General features: G+C 37.4%; 13 protein-coding genes. 6 read left to right on the top strand and 7 right to left on the bottom strand.

All coding sequences use genetic code 11. The annotated features are described in order from the left end of the window. The first annotated feature begins 105 nt into the window (after positions 1-105). Complete coding sequence (locus tag R2Q66_RS13145) at positions 106-2511, top strand: serine hydrolase (RefSeq protein WP_316749662.1); 2406 nt, start codon at positions 106-108, stop codon at positions 2509-2511. A 163-nt stretch (positions 2512-2674) separates the two neighbouring features. On the opposite strand, the gene R2Q66_RS13140 is transcribed toward R2Q66_RS13145, so the two are convergent. The 6 genes from R2Q66_RS13140 to R2Q66_RS13115 all read right to left on the bottom strand — a co-directional run bounded on the left by R2Q66_RS13140 (position 2675) and on the right by R2Q66_RS13115 (position 8360). Then, complete coding sequence (locus R2Q66_RS13140) at positions 2675-3553, bottom strand: hypothetical protein (RefSeq protein ID WP_316749660.1); 879 nt, start codon at positions 3551-3553, stop codon at positions 2675-2677. A gap of 6 nt (positions 3554-3559) precedes the next feature. Further along, positions 3560-4459, bottom strand: coding sequence for a DUF6175 family protein (locus R2Q66_RS13135; RefSeq protein ID WP_316749658.1), 900 nt, complete (start codon positions 4457-4459; stop codon positions 3560-3562). 1 nt (position 4460) lies between these two features. Then, complete coding sequence (locus R2Q66_RS13130) at positions 4461-4949, bottom strand: hypothetical protein (RefSeq protein WP_316749655.1); 489 nt, start codon at positions 4947-4949, stop codon at positions 4461-4463. A 29-nt stretch (positions 4950-4978) separates the two neighbouring features. Next, on the bottom strand, positions 4979-5929 hold the full coding sequence (locus R2Q66_RS13125; protein ID WP_316749653.1) for a CsgG/HfaB family protein: 951 nt from the start codon (positions 5927-5929) through the stop codon (positions 4979-4981). Positions 5930-6312: 383 nt separating this feature from the next. Beyond that, entirely contained in the window at positions 6313-7539 is a 1227-nt protein-coding gene (locus tag R2Q66_RS13120) for a helix-turn-helix transcriptional regulator (RefSeq protein WP_316749651.1), read from the bottom strand. Between the two features lie 119 nt (positions 7540-7658). After that, positions 7659-8360, bottom strand: a complete 702-nt coding sequence (locus R2Q66_RS13115) for a LytTR family DNA-binding domain-containing protein (protein WP_316749649.1) — start codon at positions 8358-8360, stop codon at positions 7659-7661. Positions 8361-8584: 224 nt separating this feature from the next. Here R2Q66_RS13115 and R2Q66_RS13110 point away from each other — a divergent pair, with 224 nt between their 5' ends. Next, positions 8585-9253, top strand: coding sequence for an acetyltransferase (locus R2Q66_RS13110; protein ID WP_316749647.1), 669 nt, complete (start codon positions 8585-8587; stop codon positions 9251-9253). Here the strand turns inward: R2Q66_RS13110 and R2Q66_RS13105 are convergent. Beyond that, the gene (locus R2Q66_RS13105; RefSeq protein ID WP_316749645.1) at positions 9250-10236 is read right to left on the bottom strand and encodes a histidine kinase; all 987 of its coding nucleotides are present in this window, start codon (positions 10234-10236) and stop codon (positions 9250-9252) included. The two genes, R2Q66_RS13110 and R2Q66_RS13105, sit on opposite strands and share 4 nt — an antisense overlap. Before the next feature lie 513 nt (positions 10237-10749). Between R2Q66_RS13105 and R2Q66_RS13100 the strand changes: the two genes are divergently transcribed. The 4 genes from R2Q66_RS13100 to rhuM all read left to right on the top strand — a co-directional run bounded on the left by R2Q66_RS13100 (position 10750) and on the right by rhuM (position 15499). Beyond that, positions 10750-11583 (top strand): DUF6266 family protein, encoded by an 834-nt coding sequence (locus R2Q66_RS13100; protein WP_316749644.1) that lies wholly within the window; start codon positions 10750-10752, stop codon positions 11581-11583. Between the two features lie 341 nt (positions 11584-11924). Then, a complete protein-coding gene (locus R2Q66_RS13095; RefSeq protein ID WP_316749642.1) occupies positions 11925-13004 on the top strand; it encodes a choloylglycine hydrolase family protein in 1080 nt (359 codons plus the stop codon). A gap of 208 nt (positions 13005-13212) precedes the next feature. After that, positions 13213-14097, top strand: a complete 885-nt coding sequence (locus tag R2Q66_RS13090) for an alpha/beta hydrolase family protein (RefSeq protein ID WP_316749640.1) — start codon at positions 13213-13215, stop codon at positions 14095-14097. Between the two features lie 406 nt (positions 14098-14503). Further along, the gene (rhuM, locus tag R2Q66_RS13085) at positions 14504-15499 is read left to right on the top strand and encodes a RhuM family protein (RefSeq protein WP_316749638.1); all 996 of its coding nucleotides are present in this window, start codon (positions 14504-14506) and stop codon (positions 15497-15499) included. The last annotated feature ends 32 nt before the right edge of the window (positions 15500-15531 follow it).

Raw genomic sequence — 15531 nt, 5'->3', positions numbered from 1 at the left:
AGCACTTTAGGATAAAACAGTTCGAATCTATAATATCATACTCCCATTTTATGAACCAAAACCTTATTTGCACACTGCTGCTATACATTTACAGAAAAAACACTTATGTATAGATCAACCTATAAATTCTATCAGGTAATTACTATGGGCATCTTATTCAGCTCATTACTTGGCCCTGCTTATGCGCAAAAAAAAATCTTGTTTGTAACCTCCAATCAGGAGTTTTATGGCAATAGTAAAATTACTGCCGCGAACCACTTTGAGGAGATTGTTATTCCTTATCATCTATTTGTAAAAGCAGGGCTTACGGTAGACTTCATCAGTCCAAAGGGCGGGGCAATTCCGATTGGCTACATCAATTCTTCGGATAGTATTCAGAAAAAACATCTTTATGATGCCTTTTTCATGGACAAACTGGAGCATACTTTAAAGCCATCAGACATCAATACTGCCGATTATAGTGCCATTCTTTATACTGGCGGCGGAGCAGCCATGTTTGGTGTGGCAGAAGATCAAACTATTCAAAATATTGCCAGGAAAATATATAACCGGAACGGAATAATTGCCGCAATTTGTCATGGCACGGCAGGATTAGCCTACCTACAGGATGATGCTGGAAAATCGCTGTATAAAGGCAAAAAAATAACAGGCTTCCCGAATAAGTTTGAAAACAAAGAAGCAGAATACTACAAAACATTCCCTTTTGTAATTGACAAAGCCATAGAAAGCAATGGAGGCAACTTTGTGTATTCTGATAAAGGCTGGGACAGTTTTGTTAGTGTTGATGGCCGATTTGTAACCGGACAAGACCCGAGTTCTGCCTCAAAAATGGCTTATGAAATTATAGCGCTTTTGGAAGCTAACAGCCCCCACATACGTAAAGGAACCACTAAAAACTTAGATCAGGTATTTTCTGAATGGGACAATGCTCCACATAAACCCGGCCTGGCAGCAGGGCTATTGAAGAATGGGGAAATTGTCTTCCTAAAAGGATTTGGAAGTGCCGATGTGAATCATCAATCGCCCATCACCATAGACACCAAATTTCAAATCGGTGCAATGTCAAAACAATTTACAGCCTTTGCCATTTTACTGCTTGAAGAACAGGGAAAACTGTCTCTATCTGATGATGTTCATAAATATATCCCGCAGTTACCTGATTATGGATATCCCATAACCATTAAACATTTGTTGAGCCAATCCAGTGGATTTTCCGACTTTTTAGCCTTAAAAGAAATTGCAGGATGGAGAAGCAAGGATATTTTCACACAGCAAGATGCGCTGAATCTGATCTTTAAACAAAAAAAACTGGATTACATCCCGGGCAGCAGATTTTCCCAGAGCGCATCAGGACTCATTTTATTGACTGAAGTGGTCAAACGACTGACCGGGCAAAGCCTTGCAGCCTTTTCTCAGCAACATATTTTTCAACCCCTGGGTATGACCAATACCTTGTTTTATGACGACAATGAACTGATCATACCTCATGTGGCTACCTCTTATCAAATTGAAAAAAACGGGTTAAAGCATAATCACATCAACCATTCCATTATTGGAACAACCAACCTTTACACTTCGGCTGCAGATCTAAGTCGCTGGTATATCAATTTTGAGAACCCCAAAACAGGCAGTAAAAAATTAATTGAAAAACTGAATCTGCCAGTTACTTTAAATGATGGTACTACAACTTATAACCCTACTGCAGGAAGATTGCTATATGGACAACAATATCAACACGCAGAACGAGGTGTTCCAAAATTATGGACTTATGGTTTAGAGGGTGGTTATGCCAGTAATATCTTCATATTTCCACATCAGAATGTCACTTCTTTTGTGCTTGGCAACAACAATAGATATAATGGTAGGATTGCCATGGATATGGCGATTGAAGTGCTTGGGGATATATTTCCTGCCCCCGAAAAGATTGATTTTACGCAGCTTAAAACCATAAAAATAACACCCCATAAATTAGAAACCTACAGTGGCCATTATTGGGATGATGAAAATGCGGCCGCTCGCAGGCTTTATGTAAAAAATGACACCTTACGATTCCAAGCTTTAGACAGCAATGAAGAGAGCCTGCTGCTACCCGTAGCAGAAAATGTTTTTCAAATGGTAGTTGAGGGCGATGATGTAATCATGCTGAAATTTCGTAAAGAAAATGGTACGATGAAAATGGTTTACACTTATGGTGAAAGCGATGAGTTTGTATACGAAGCATACCAACCCATCAAACACTCCATTACTGCTTTGACTGAGTTTACAGGCAACTTCTATAACAAAGCATTAAATACAACCTATACCTTATCTCAAAATGAAAAAGGCTTATTTACAAGCAATAAAAATCAACCCGCAATTAGTCTCAGTCCTACTCAGAAAGATATGTTCTTAAGTAGCGCCAGGAATTTGGGTGGTATTCGGTTTGCCCGTGACAAACAAAAAAACATAACAGGTTTTTATATCAATTCTGACAGGGTTAAAAATCTGTTTTTTGAAAGAGTAAAGACTTAAAATGAAAAACAGGACATATCACAATTATGATATGTCCTGTTTTTATCATGCTTCGTTTGCTGCTAAATACAATCGAGGCATCTCCATTCTACAATACCATCGCCAGAACCGAAGCGCCACATGGTATACTTTTCAATATGTTGACACAGTTTATTTTTGATCATCAATCAGTGGTATCTCCTATAAGGACATTCATTTTATCCAGCTCAGTTTTCTTTTCAAAAATATTCTTTTCTTTTTCAAACTGACTAATAGTTTCCACATTAACCTTCTTACTGATTTGCTGAATCAGGGTATAAACATCCTGGTAACAATCAGCACGGGGATCCACAAAGCGGAGGTAGGCTAAGGCTTTAATATAGCCTTCCTTTGATTCTTCCAATTTTGCTTTGAGCAATTGTTTAGTCCCGTATTCATTTTTATGTTGCTGATAAATGGAGGTAATCAATTGCTCAACTTCCTGATAGCAGTCCAGCTCTTCCGGAACATAACGTAGCAAGGAATATGCTTTATTAAATTCTTTCCGCTCAAGGTTTACTTTGGCAGACTTTAAAATTTTAGGACAATTTTCCTGATAAAACTTATGGATATATTGTTCTCCGGATTGTAAAAAATCACTGAGTTTTTTATCGTTAGGCTTTATTTCCTGAATAGCTTTTAAGATTGCAGCATCTACATTTGATGCCGTGGTAATCGTAGTTTTATTAAAAGTATTAAACGTTGCATTAAGGTCGGGGTTCTCTATGGTAAATTGAATTTGCAGCTTCATCACCTTGACATCCCCCATATCACCGGCAGACATATTACCCAGAATAGTAATTTTAGGTACAATATAGAAAGGCGACTGGTTAGAAAAGCTTACCCTATTCCTGAAGTTCTTTTCTAATTGTGCTACCAGCAATTCGTAATGTTTCCGCGGAACCAGCTGATCTCCCCCCGGGATAGTAAAGCTGTAGGCGATGGAGCTTACTTTAATATCCTGGGCGAAGGTTAAGGAGCTTAAAAAAACGAGAAGCATGGTATTTAAAAGCACTCTTTTCATAGACAACTACTTAATTGTGATAAACAAGCTCTGACCTTTAACATTTCGGGTTCCGGATAAATTCTTACTTTTTAAGAACCGGATGATTTCGTTCGCAAATTTATTTGGATTATAAGGCTTATCCGTCTCCTGATCAAACAGGGGAATACGAACCTCATCGAATACCATTTTGTTTTCAACAATACCAGCCAGATTAGCTCTACCTCTAAATGCATTAGCAGAAACCCATTCTTCAATCGCTTCGTTTAAGAATGCTCCGTTGCCAATTTCCGAATCAAAATCTATGGCACAATTTTCATCCAGATTAAAATGAATAACCAACGCTCTGCCAATATCTCTGATCTCATCTGTTTTCACCATCAGGGTATTCATAAATTCCTCCTGCATTTTTTCAAATGCTTTAGTAATGAGCTTCTCCACATCATTGGTTGCAAATCGTCCACTTGATGCCGTTTGGTTTGAAAAGCTCGCCCCTGTATGAGTTTCAAATGCCGTTACATTTAAGGTAATATTGGTGCCGCTATCGTCCGTACTATTCTGCACATCTACCTGCACATAAAAATCCGCACCAGAGCCACTCAATAACTCAGATTTGAAGTTGCTTTGCCTGTCGGCCGTAAAGGCCGAATTGGCTTGTGCAGCACGTAAATTAGCTACGAAATCTACGGTAGACCAGCCCCTTTGATCAAATGCTTCTTTAACCTTAGATACGGCGGTACGTATAGCAGGGTTATCATCTAAAACCGTTTGAATATTTTCATCCTGTTTATTATAAGGTACCACCATGATTTTTGCAGCAGCACGGGTCATCTCACTACTTCTGGTCGCGGCAATTTGCCCCTTAACATTTGGGACAAAGCAGGCTAAAACCAGGCAAAGTATTAGATTTACAAAAACACTTTTCATCTTAAAAACCAATTTTATTCAACACTTTATTACGCTCTAATTCCGTGCGTAAAGCATTGTAATTCAATTTAAATTCTACGACGGCTGAAACACATTTTTTATTATCTGCACAGGTATAATAGTCCGATTTGGAATTTGTGATAAACTGCTTGTAATCATCTTTCCAAAACTTATCAAAAAATGCTTTATTTTCATTTTCAATAGATTTTCCTTTACGAATCATTGGGTTCTTGAAATCTGTACCCGGGAAACCCATATAAAACAATTGTTGCAAAGCTTTCTTATGTGCATCTTTAAGTGCAACTTCATATCCTTCCCCCTGCTTGTTGTTCGGGAATTCATCGCTCACTCCTCTTAAAGTTACCAAACCCTGTGCCTCATGCTTGATGACAGCAGAATTCGAATAAGGATTTGTCAATAGTTTTTTAGTACAGCTAGACGATACAGACAGACTTATAGCCAACAGTACCAACAGTTTAATTTTTCTCATGTTTTTTTTTAAATTATCTACTTAAATTATTAATTCGTTAAAACTCCAAACCTTACTTTATCAGCAACGGCTTTTTTAATATTTTTCTCTCCATCGATTACCGTTGCACTGGAGAAGTTTCCATCGTCTACGCTAAACACCCATGCCTTTCCTATTTTTTGCTGTCTGTTGATGGTTTTTCCACCTACATTGACCGAACTCAGCGAGACAATATCCAGCAATTGTCCTTTGTTGATCCCTAAGTTTGAGCCCGCAGCAATGACGAAATCTTTAAAGGGTCCTTTAAAATTCACATTAGCACCCTGTGCAGATTGTGATTTCCCAGCCTTGCCAATCCATTCCACAATCTCAATATGCATCGGAAAGTTTTTACCGGCAAACAGTCTGACATTCTCACTTAAGCGATCCAATGCCACTTTAAATGAGGCATCCGAATTACTTTTTGGCTGGTTTAATTGTACAATTTTATTTTCCAGTGCTTTAAGTTCGTCCTTGTTGTAATGCGCTTTTGCAATCGATTTTAAGTTTTCCGCCTCCGGAACAGGCTCGGAATCTATGCTTTCTGTTGTTATGATTTCTCCTGTTGAAACATCCAGTACTTTCAACTGTACGGTTACGCTACTGCTCCATTTATCTTTCTTATCGATATGTTTTATCCCCAGTATATTGCCCTCAATCAGGTAGCTGGCCCCTTTGCTAATACCATCTTTAAAGGAATCCTTGCTATCCATAAAGGCTTCTGTCCTTTGCAGCTTCTTCTCTTTCTCCAGACTCTCCAGGTTACTCCGGTCTACAACCGTAAATCTTTTTGAAGAAACAAATGAATTAATAATGGTTTCCTGAATGATTTTAACTTCCATCTTTGAAACGGCTTCCTCATCAAATGACATAGGAATAAATGCGACACTTATCTTTTCCTGTGCTTTTAAACAAAAACTACAGAAGAATAAGAACGCCAGATAAAATGATTTTTTAATCATGATTTAATAAAAGTGCTGATGAAAATTTGTGATTAATAACTTGTATGGTTGGCCCGGAATATTCAATAATCATCCGGCAAACCAACGCTGCAAAGGTTCGCTATTTAGACTGGCGATCCAAGTAGCTGAAAGGTAGTTTCAGGGTAGCAAAAAGGTAGTTTACACCAGTATAAAGGGGTAGTCTGCTGGGTAGTCAACACCACCAAAAACAGATAAGTATTTATTTTTAAGGGAGTTAATCCGATATAGCTAAAAATCAACAGCTATAACTTCCCCGGGCCCCTACGCAGCGCATAAGGGCTATTTTTACTTACAAAATAAGCTATTGGTTGATTTTTCAGCGACAAAACAAGAAGGTCATTGGGTTTGCCGGCATTCTTTAACTACATTAAAGCCGAGCGGTTGTTAACCTCTAAAATGTCATAAATAGTTTTCAGATGATACTTTACGGTATTCTCGGAGATAAAAAGTTCAGCGGCAATTTCTTTATTCGTTTTACCTTCACGAACAAGTTCGATAATTTCTAAATGACGTGGTTTTAATTTAGATCTGTCAATCGTTGTTAATAGTTGAGTGCTTTCCTGCGTATCAATTAAATCTGTACCATTTAGTAAGCGAAAACGCAATAATTCCAATTCTTTCTCAATAGAAAGACGGCGCTGTTTATTCGCTTTATTCAACTTAAACAACGCCACAATCAAGCCCAACAAAAGGATGATTACATAAATATAAAGTAAGGTTATTTTCTTTTGATTACTGCTTTCTTCCAGATTACGCTCCTGTAGGAGTTCTTTCTCTAACTGGTTCAATTTTCCGCTACGATTAGCCGCATCATATTGACGTCTTTCTTCACTTACCTTTTTCTGGACTTCATAAGCATGCTTATAATCATCGTTCTCTACGTAGAAAAAGATCATGCTTTCAAGCATGGTAATCTTATAGATATCTATACCATATTTCTCCGCGTAATAAAAGCCCTGATCAAAGGCGTCCTGCGCCTTTTGTTTATTTTTTAATCGATTATATAATTGAATTTTGGCCTTATATAATACCGGCAGATGTTTAGGATTGTGATCTTCTAAAAGCTTAATACCCTCATCAAAGTATTTTTCAGCAGCGATCATGTTATCCTTTTTTAGCTCCAGCTGGCCTAGTATACAGATGTAAAAGGCAAGTGTCTCCTTGTTTACATAATGGAGGTGCTTAGGATCAACTTGTTTTAAAGATTCCAGTAACTCCTTTTCATTCTTTAAATCATAATGGATTAATATCCTTTCCACTAATATTCGCGTTTCTGTTTCAAGCTTATGCGTGCTCTGCTGTCCTTCCTGATAGGCATTCTGGAGGTTTGTCAAAGCGCCCGTATAATTATACAATTGCTTATACGTTAGGGATTTTTGCAGATAAGCCTGGTACTTATCATAGGCCGTAGATGCTGAATCGTTTATAATGCTTTCTAACTTAATTAAAGATTTTTCATTTTGGTTGTTGCCATTTAAGACGGAGATTTCTTCCTGTAATTTATCGGGATTAATGGTTTGACAAAAGGCAGGCTTTAATGGGATGAAAATACTAGTCGTACAAATCAGTAACAGGAAACGTAAAAACATGAAGAATTAAAAAGATAGTGCTAAGAAAGTTAATTTGATTTAGCGAAGATAGAAAACAATTACCTGAAAATTATTGGAATAGCTGAACAAGTGAGATAAGCCTCCCTTTTTTGGTACTTTTAAGCGTCTTTTGTCCATAACCTTACCTGTTGAGTATAACTATCTCCAATGGGTAGTATAGTCTCAGCTAAGTGGATCTTTTTATTTTGCACAGATTTTACAGCTGCAATCGACACGATATAGCTCCGGTGGATTCTTTTAAACTGCGCTTCCGGAAGTAATCCCAATACCTTTTTTAAGGTCATTAGTGTAAGTATTGTTTTTTTCGTTTTAAGGTGAATTTTGATATAGTCTTCCATACTTTCAATGTATTCGACCTCTTTGAATATAATTTTGATCATCCGATAAGCGGAATGGACATAAATACCAGCCTCATTCTGCTCTGGAGCGGGACTCATTTTATATTTTTTCACCTCAATTGCCTTGTCAAGTGCTCTGGAGAATTTCTCATAGCCCAATGGCTTTAATAAATAATCCAGGGCTTCCAGCTCGAAACCATCAAATGCGAATTGCTTAAAAGCAGTCGTAAAAATGATCATAGGTTTGTTTTTTAACGCTTTAGCCAGTTCAATTCCAGAAATATCCGGCATATTTATATCCATAAATATTAAATCTACCTGGGCTGTGGATAAATACTCAGCACCAGAAATGGCATCTTCAAACGTATGGATGAGCTCGACATCAGGTCGACGTCCGATATAGGTATGGATCAGTTCCAGTGCCAAAGGCTCATCATCAATAGCAATACATTTTAAAAGCATGCGATTAGTTTATAGTATTAAATATATAAATAAACAAGGATACCAGTATTAAGACTAAGCTTGAAAAATTTAAGAAATGAAACGATTTGAGTTTTTACCGATACAAAAGTCCTGTTTATCGGGACACCTCCTGATAAACACTATAGTTTTAACACTTTTAAATGAACATCCCTTTAAAATAGTCAAATGGAAGGAATGGTGAATCATCAATGTTATAATTTTTAATGGGTGTTTTATTATCAAAATCAATTATGTTAATCGTAGGAGCTAAAGGATTTGCAAAAGATATTCTAGAAATTCTTCAGGAGCGTAATGAACTAGATCAACTGGTTTTTTATGATGATTTAAATTCAGATACTGAAGATCAATTATTTGGAAAGTTCCCAATCTTAAAATCCATTGAGGCAGCTGAAGAATACTTTTCAAGTGTTGACGCCAGATTTTCAATTGGTATTGGAAACCCTGATTTAAGGTATGACATGTACCATAGATTCACCTCTTTAGGTGGCGTATTACATGCTACAATCAGCACTAAAACAGACATTGGTCACTATGATGTGAAAATAGGTCAGGGCTGTAATATTTTGTCCGGTGTAAAGATATCTAATAGTGTTGAAATAGGAATGGCAACCATGATTTATTATAATTCCATCATAAACCATGATGTGGTGATTGGAGATTTTGTTGAAATATCCCCGGGTGCTATGCTTTTGGGAAAGTGTAAAATAGGCAATTTCACTCATATAGGATCAGGGGCCATAATATTACCAGGGGTAGTTATTGGTAACTATGTTAAAATCGCAGCCGGAGCAGTTGTGACTCATAATATGCCAGACTATGTCATGACAGCAGGTGTTCCGGCAATTATAAAGAAAATAAACAATTATGATTAGCTCAGCAGGAGGCTGACAGTGAAAAGTTTGTTTTTATCATCTATTTCTAATTTGTGTTTGCCGGGATAGAGATGTTCAAGTCGCTGTTTGGTATTGGAGATCCCAAGACCTTTACGCTCATTTAGATTCCTATTTTCGAATATCGTATTTTGGGCATAGAAGCTGATTAGTTTCGCCTGAATAATGATTTTAATGACAATACTGGTCTCGATATGATTGCTTAAGCCATATTTAAAGACATTCTCAATGAAGGTCATTAAAATTAATGGGGAGATCTGGTGTCCCTGAGCATTTCCATTTACTTCATATACTAAAGTCACCGTTTTCCCGAGACGGATTTTTTGCAGGGCAATAAAATCATCAATACAGTCTAATTCTCCTTGTAGAGGAACAAAGTCAGCTTCAGCTTCATCAGTTACATAACGCATGATATGCGATAATCTCAGGATACTTTCCGATGCTTTTTCATTTCCTGTGATGCATAAGGTATAGATATTGTTGAGCGTATTGAATAAGAAGTGTGGATTGATCTGGGCCTTTAAAAAAGAGAGCTCTGCATTCGCCTTTTCTGTTTCAGCGAGGATTGCCCGTTTTTCCATAATTTGCCACTCTTCAATAGTTCTCAGGGCAATTCCTATACCTATCACCATCAAAAAAATAAACAGACTGTTAATATCAAAAAAATAGCCTGTATTTCGGTCTTTTGTTCCCTGGAACGGTCCTGTCTTTACCTGGTCCTGTAAATGAGGTTTAAACATGGGAGCTGGTTGGCTCGGTTTACGATTAAGTTGCATCAGCTGATCAAAGGGTTTGATCATGAAAATAAGAACTAACAAGCTGATCATGGAAAGGCCATATAACAGATACTTCTTATTGAAATATAGCTTTGGAAAGAGATAACACGCATTGAGGTAAAAAATGACCATATACAACAGACAGAATTTAACATAAGTCCAGGCGTTATTACCGGAAAAGGAATTCATGAAATTATGCCGCTGATTAATGAAGATGATCGGAAAACTTATAAAAAGTAGCCAGGCAGCCACATGAATAATAATAGTAGATGTTCTTGCTCTGGTCATCTACAAATCAACCTATTTTATTTGAAATTTCAATAGTCTGTCGGTTAAAACCATAAATGTATAGATGAATCAAATAGATATGAGATTAAAATTGCCGCTCCTAACAAGTATAATTCCTTCAACACCGACCAAGGCAATGCTTAGGTTCAGGTTATAGTCATATGAGCCTGAGGCTATTGTGCCTTCGTATTGACATTAAGATTACCTGGGCTTTTTTCCGTTATTAATTGGAGGTTGATAGGGCCTAATAGCGTCAATAGCCCGATCAAGGTCCTGAAGAACAGCTATTAACTATCCTTTAAGGCTTTAAAAATATACAGATCAATAAGAGTTAATCCCGAAGTTAATTACTACCTTGATAAGGTCCGGCTCGAACAATACCGTACTCAACCTCAAACCTTTAACCGATCTAACATGGCAATAGCTTCAAACGGTCCCCATGGCCATCTCAATGGAAAAGTAGGCAATCTTGTTTTTTATATGCTCAATGGGCAGCCTGTGGTACGTTTAATCGGTAGAAAGGGAAAACCGAGTACGCTTCAACTGGCCAATTATCAGGAAATGGCAGTCACGACTAAACTACTCAGCAGAATGGGTGGTTTTATTAAACTCGGTTACGGTTTGCAGGCCAGAGGAACAGTACATAATGCCCATAACTTAGCGACTTCCTATCATAAGAAACAGGCTTTAACCGGCGTATACCCCAATATCAGCATCGATTACAGCAAGGTGAAGCTGAGTCAGGGCCTGATGCCGGAAACCGCTAACTTAAAAATAAAGAAGTTAGCCGGGGGGCTGGAAATCACCTGGGATCCAAAAAATGATGCGGAATTAGAACACAACGACAGTGTGATGGTTATGATTTGTTGCCCGGAAACAGGAAAAGACCAGGAATACCTAAATATAGCCAGAAGATCAGAAGGGAAATGTTTTATCCCAATGCATGAGCAGATACTAAATCAACAGCTGGAACCCTATATTTCCTTTATTTCTGCGGATGGCGAGAAGGTGTCCGATAGTGTTTATCTGGGCAATCTGAACGGATCGGGTAAAAATCAAGCAGAAAAACAACAAGAAAAGAAATATCAGCAGGTAAAAACAAGGTTTGATCAGGTAGAAGGTAGTTATTCAGCGCAATTGATAGCTAACTACGGCGAAAGACCCAAAACAAAGGCATTTAAATACCTGGAAAAAGAATATCAGACACTCAAAAAACAACTGGAACACTTACCGGGAAAACCTGGTTAACAAAAAAACATTCTCCTGGCCCATTTATTTTTCATAAGACATCGGAACATACTTTTTCTGCTATCTTAATTATTGAGCTCTTTAGCTTAGGAGCAACTTTATGCTCATTTTTTTTCGGATTGAATTAGGACAGTCAAAAGAATCGCACTAGACCTATCTAATGGATGATGTTTATGAAATAATGAGTACCTACCTGAATATCAACAAACTGTATCATTTTCGTTAAAAAGTTTTAGCTAAATAATTTTCAAAAAAGAATTATTTATATTGTTATATCGCTGCTGTTCTAAAGAAAATCTGCAGCGTATTTTCAAAAAAACCTATTGTAAAAAATCATCCTTATGTGTACAGGTATTCAAGTTAAAACAGCAAACGGTGCGCCTATCTATGGCCGTACCATGGAATTTGCAACAAATTTACAATCAGAAGTGCTGGTCATTCCCAAGGGAACCGCCTTTGTCGGGGCAGGGCCAACCATTAAGAAGCATGGTCACCACTGGACCTCAGCGTACGACATCACCGGCCTCAATGTCATGAAATTGAATCTGATAATCGATGGCATCAACTCTGAAGGATTGTCTGTTGGTGGGTTCTACTTTACTAATTATGCAGGCTATATGAGTGTAGAACCAGAAGAAGCACACCAATCCATTTGCTCTACAGATTTACCGACTTACCTGTTGTCTACCTGCAAAACGGTCGACGAAGTAAAAAAAGCCTTATTAGAAGTTAAAGTTAATCAAGGTGCCCACAACGTACCAATGCAGGATCCATCGATTCAGAATCCACCTGTTGCCCTGCACTATAACATACACGATGCACATGGCAATATGTTGGTGGTTGAATATATAAATGGTGAATTAAATATGCACGATAACCTGATTGGTGTTTTAACCAATTCACCGGATTACCTGTGGCATTATACCAATCTCTGCAATTATGTAAATCTAACGCCTCATAATGTTCCGCAACTATTTTTGAGAAATATGACAGATAACGGGAACGGATTGCTTCCGATAGCGGTAAATGCTGCTGGTCAGGGAACAGGCTTACTCGGACTACCGGGCGATTTCACGCCTCCATCCCGTTTTATTCGTGCCGTATTCTATTCACAATCTGTTATACCGGTGACGGAAAATGAAGAAGGCATACTACAGGCATTCCACATCCTTGATGCATTTGATATACCTCTTGGAACCATAATGGATAATAATGAAGGGCCGGAATATACCCAATGGACAGTAGCCAGTGATTTGAAAGAAAGAAAATTTTATTTCCATACCGTAAACGACAGAACCATCCGTATGGTAGATCTTGCCAACTGGAACTTTTCGGATCCTAAAATGGTAATTATGAGTATCAACCAGGGGCCTACTATTATCAATATGGCTGATCAGAAATTGAGTGATCTGGTGCTATAGAATAGTATAAATGAGCAGGAGTAAACGAAAAAAGCTGTTTTTTTTTAAAAGAAAAACAGCTTTTTAAGCATTGATGGCCATCATTGCAGAAAGCAACCGTTAAATGGTAGAATGTAACCTTATCGGTTATCATGTTGTCTTAGGGGAAGAAGATTAGCCTGATAATACGAATAATCACCTGGGCAAATGCCCCTTTATTCTACCAACAATGAAACCATATTTATTTTTTTTACTTTGCTGTCTCAGCCTGAGATCATTTGGACAAAATACTCCTGATTCTATTCATAGGGAAGATTTTAAGACTGAAAATGTTAAGTTCAATAGTGCTGGTGTGATTTTGGAAGGCTCTATTTTTATACCTAAACATACGGTCGCCGCGCTAGTCCTGGTTCATGGATCTGGTCAGGAAACCAGAATGAATAGTTTCGCTTCATTTTTAGCCGAAAACGGCATTGCAGTATTGACCTACGACAAACGTGGGGTGGGTCAATCTGGCGGAATATATGCCGGACCGGAAGTTGGGACCAATAACGTTGATGCTTCAAATTTAAACCTTTTAGCTTTAGACGCAAGCGCCGCCACTGATGAGCTCCTGATTCATATGACTACTAAACGAATACTCTTGGGTTTAATGGGTTTTAGTCAGGCTGCCTGGGTAATTCCTCTGGCCGCAGAAAAAAATCCAAAGGTAAAATTTATCACATTATTTAGCGGACCAGTTGTCACAACCCTCGAACAACTGCGTTTTCAGTTTTATACGAACGGCAATTCGAAATTCTGGGAGACGCATAGTGAATCCGATGTACGTGAACATATAAGTAATGACCCTGATAAGTATCAATTTGCACCTACTGATCCGCGTGAAGCTCTTTCCTTACTATCGATTCCCGGGCTTTGGCTCTATGGAGGAAAAGATATACAAGCTCCAGTAGGTTTATCCATAGAACGTATCGATGCTCTTAAAGCAACAGGTAAGCCATATAAATATAAGTTGTTCCCACAATTGGGCCATAATACTGCTTCCTCAAAGGAGCCGGTTAACTTTGCTATTCAATGGATTAAGGGATCAATCCCAAAACTTGTGGAGCAATGATTCTTTTTTTTAATTCACCGCGCAGGATCAGATTGGATAAAAAGCAAAAAAGCCTTAGATTTCTCTAAGGCTTTCCAATGTACCGTTTCTCCGGATTACTTTGAACATTTAGAGTGTTTTTTAAGGCTTATTGAACCTATTATTGAAGATTTAAAAAGAAAAGCTTTTATAAAAGACAGTAAATCTCATCAGCCTACATCAAGAAATTTCCTAAAATGAACCTGCTCTAAGTTAATTTTGAACCAAAATTTTGGTTATTAATACAATTATGGTTTTGGCTTGAAAAGCAGACTAATGTGCCTGAAGATTAAGCCGACTTTAGGAATCTAGTAGTAAAATTATTTTTAATCTTAAACCTGTGTTTTATTGACCTATTATACATAAGTTCGTACATATCACTCATAATATGACAGTTAAAGATCAAATAATCATTTATCAAACCACAGATGGGACTACTTCTATTGATGTTAAACTTGAAAATGAAACTATATGGCTTAATCAATATCAACTAGCTGAACTGTTCAAAACAGATCGTACCTCTTTAGTAAAACATATTAGAAATATATATAAAACGGAAGAATTAGATGAGAGATCAACTTGTGCAAAATTTGCACAAGTTCAAACTGAAGGATCAAGAGCTATTAAACGAGAGGTGACTCATTACAATTTAGATCTCATTATTTCAGTTGGATATAGAGTAAATTCAAAACAAGGCACCCAATTCCGCATCTGGGCAAATAAAATTCTAAAAGAATACCTGGTAAAAGGCTATTCTTTAAATGAATCACGATTACGAGAACAAAATGATCAATTAAACTCTTTAAAGAATACCGTAAATCTTTTAAGTAATGTACTTGAAAACAAAGCATTAAATACAGACGAAGCTACCGGGCTACTACGAGTAGTAACAGATTATGCATACGCATTGGATATACTTGACAAGTATGATCATCAGCAATTAACAATTGAAGGAACAACTGCCCAAGAATTATTTGCAATAAACTATGACGAGGCTAAACAAGCTATCCATGATCTCAAAGATAAATTCGGAGGCAGTTTATTATTTGGAAACGAAAAAGATCAATCTTTCAAAAGCTCCATTGCTACAATATATCAAACATTTGATGGTATTGATTTATATCCGAGTGTAGAAGAAAAAGCCGCCAGCCTTTTATACTTTGTGGTTAAAAACCATTCCTTTTCTGATGGGAATAAACGGATTGCTGCTTACCTATTTGTTTGGTTTCTGGACAAGAACAGCATCCTTTATAAACCAGATGGATCAAAACGCATTGCAGACAATGCATTAGTTGCGCTAACACTAATGATAGCTGAAAGCAAATCTGATGAGAAAGAAATGATGGTGAAGGTGATTGTCAACCTTATAAATATCAAAAATTAAAAAAGCCTTTAGATATCATCTAAAGGTTCCAA

This window comes from Pedobacter gandavensis (assembly GCF_032677645.1).
Taxonomy (GTDB): domain Bacteria; phylum Bacteroidota; class Bacteroidia; order Sphingobacteriales; family Sphingobacteriaceae; genus Pedobacter; species Pedobacter gandavensis_A.
This window is presented reverse-complemented; position numbering and strand designations above follow the sequence as displayed.

What these genes read in the sequence shown, in the direction of transcription:
- R2Q66_RS13145 (WP_316749662.1), top strand. Translation starts at nt 106, where the DNA reads ATGTATAGATCAACCTATAAATTCTATCAGGTAATTACTATGGGCATC.
- R2Q66_RS13140 (WP_316749660.1), bottom strand. Translation starts at nt 3,553, where the DNA reads ATGAAAAGAGTGCTTTTAAATACCATGCTTCTCGTTTTTTTAAGCTCC.
- R2Q66_RS13135 (WP_316749658.1), bottom strand. Translation starts at nt 4,459, where the DNA reads ATGAAAAGTGTTTTTGTAAATCTAATACTTTGCCTGGTTTTAGCCTGC.
- R2Q66_RS13130 (WP_316749655.1), bottom strand. Translation starts at nt 4,949, where the DNA reads ATGAGAAAAATTAAACTGTTGGTACTGTTGGCTATAAGTCTGTCTGTA.
- R2Q66_RS13125 (WP_316749653.1), bottom strand. Translation starts at nt 5,929, where the DNA reads ATGATTAAAAAATCATTTTATCTGGCGTTCTTATTCTTCTGTAGTTTT.
- R2Q66_RS13120 (WP_316749651.1), bottom strand. Translation starts at nt 7,539, where the DNA reads ATGTTTTTACGTTTCCTGTTACTGATTTGTACGACTAGTATTTTCATC.
- R2Q66_RS13115 (WP_316749649.1), bottom strand. Translation starts at nt 8,360, where the DNA reads ATGCTTTTAAAATGTATTGCTATTGATGATGAGCCTTTGGCACTGGAA.
- R2Q66_RS13110 (WP_316749647.1), top strand. Translation starts at nt 8,585, where the DNA reads ATGGGTGTTTTATTATCAAAATCAATTATGTTAATCGTAGGAGCTAAA.
- R2Q66_RS13105 (WP_316749645.1), bottom strand. Translation starts at nt 10,236, where the DNA reads ATGAATTCCTTTTCCGGTAATAACGCCTGGACTTATGTTAAATTCTGT.
- R2Q66_RS13100 (WP_316749644.1), top strand. Translation starts at nt 10,750, where the DNA reads ATGGCAATAGCTTCAAACGGTCCCCATGGCCATCTCAATGGAAAAGTA.
- R2Q66_RS13095 (WP_316749642.1), top strand. Translation starts at nt 11,925, where the DNA reads ATGTGTACAGGTATTCAAGTTAAAACAGCAAACGGTGCGCCTATCTAT.
- R2Q66_RS13090 (WP_316749640.1), top strand. Translation starts at nt 13,213, where the DNA reads ATGAAACCATATTTATTTTTTTTACTTTGCTGTCTCAGCCTGAGATCA.
- rhuM (WP_316749638.1), top strand. Translation starts at nt 14,504, where the DNA reads ATGACAGTTAAAGATCAAATAATCATTTATCAAACCACAGATGGGACT.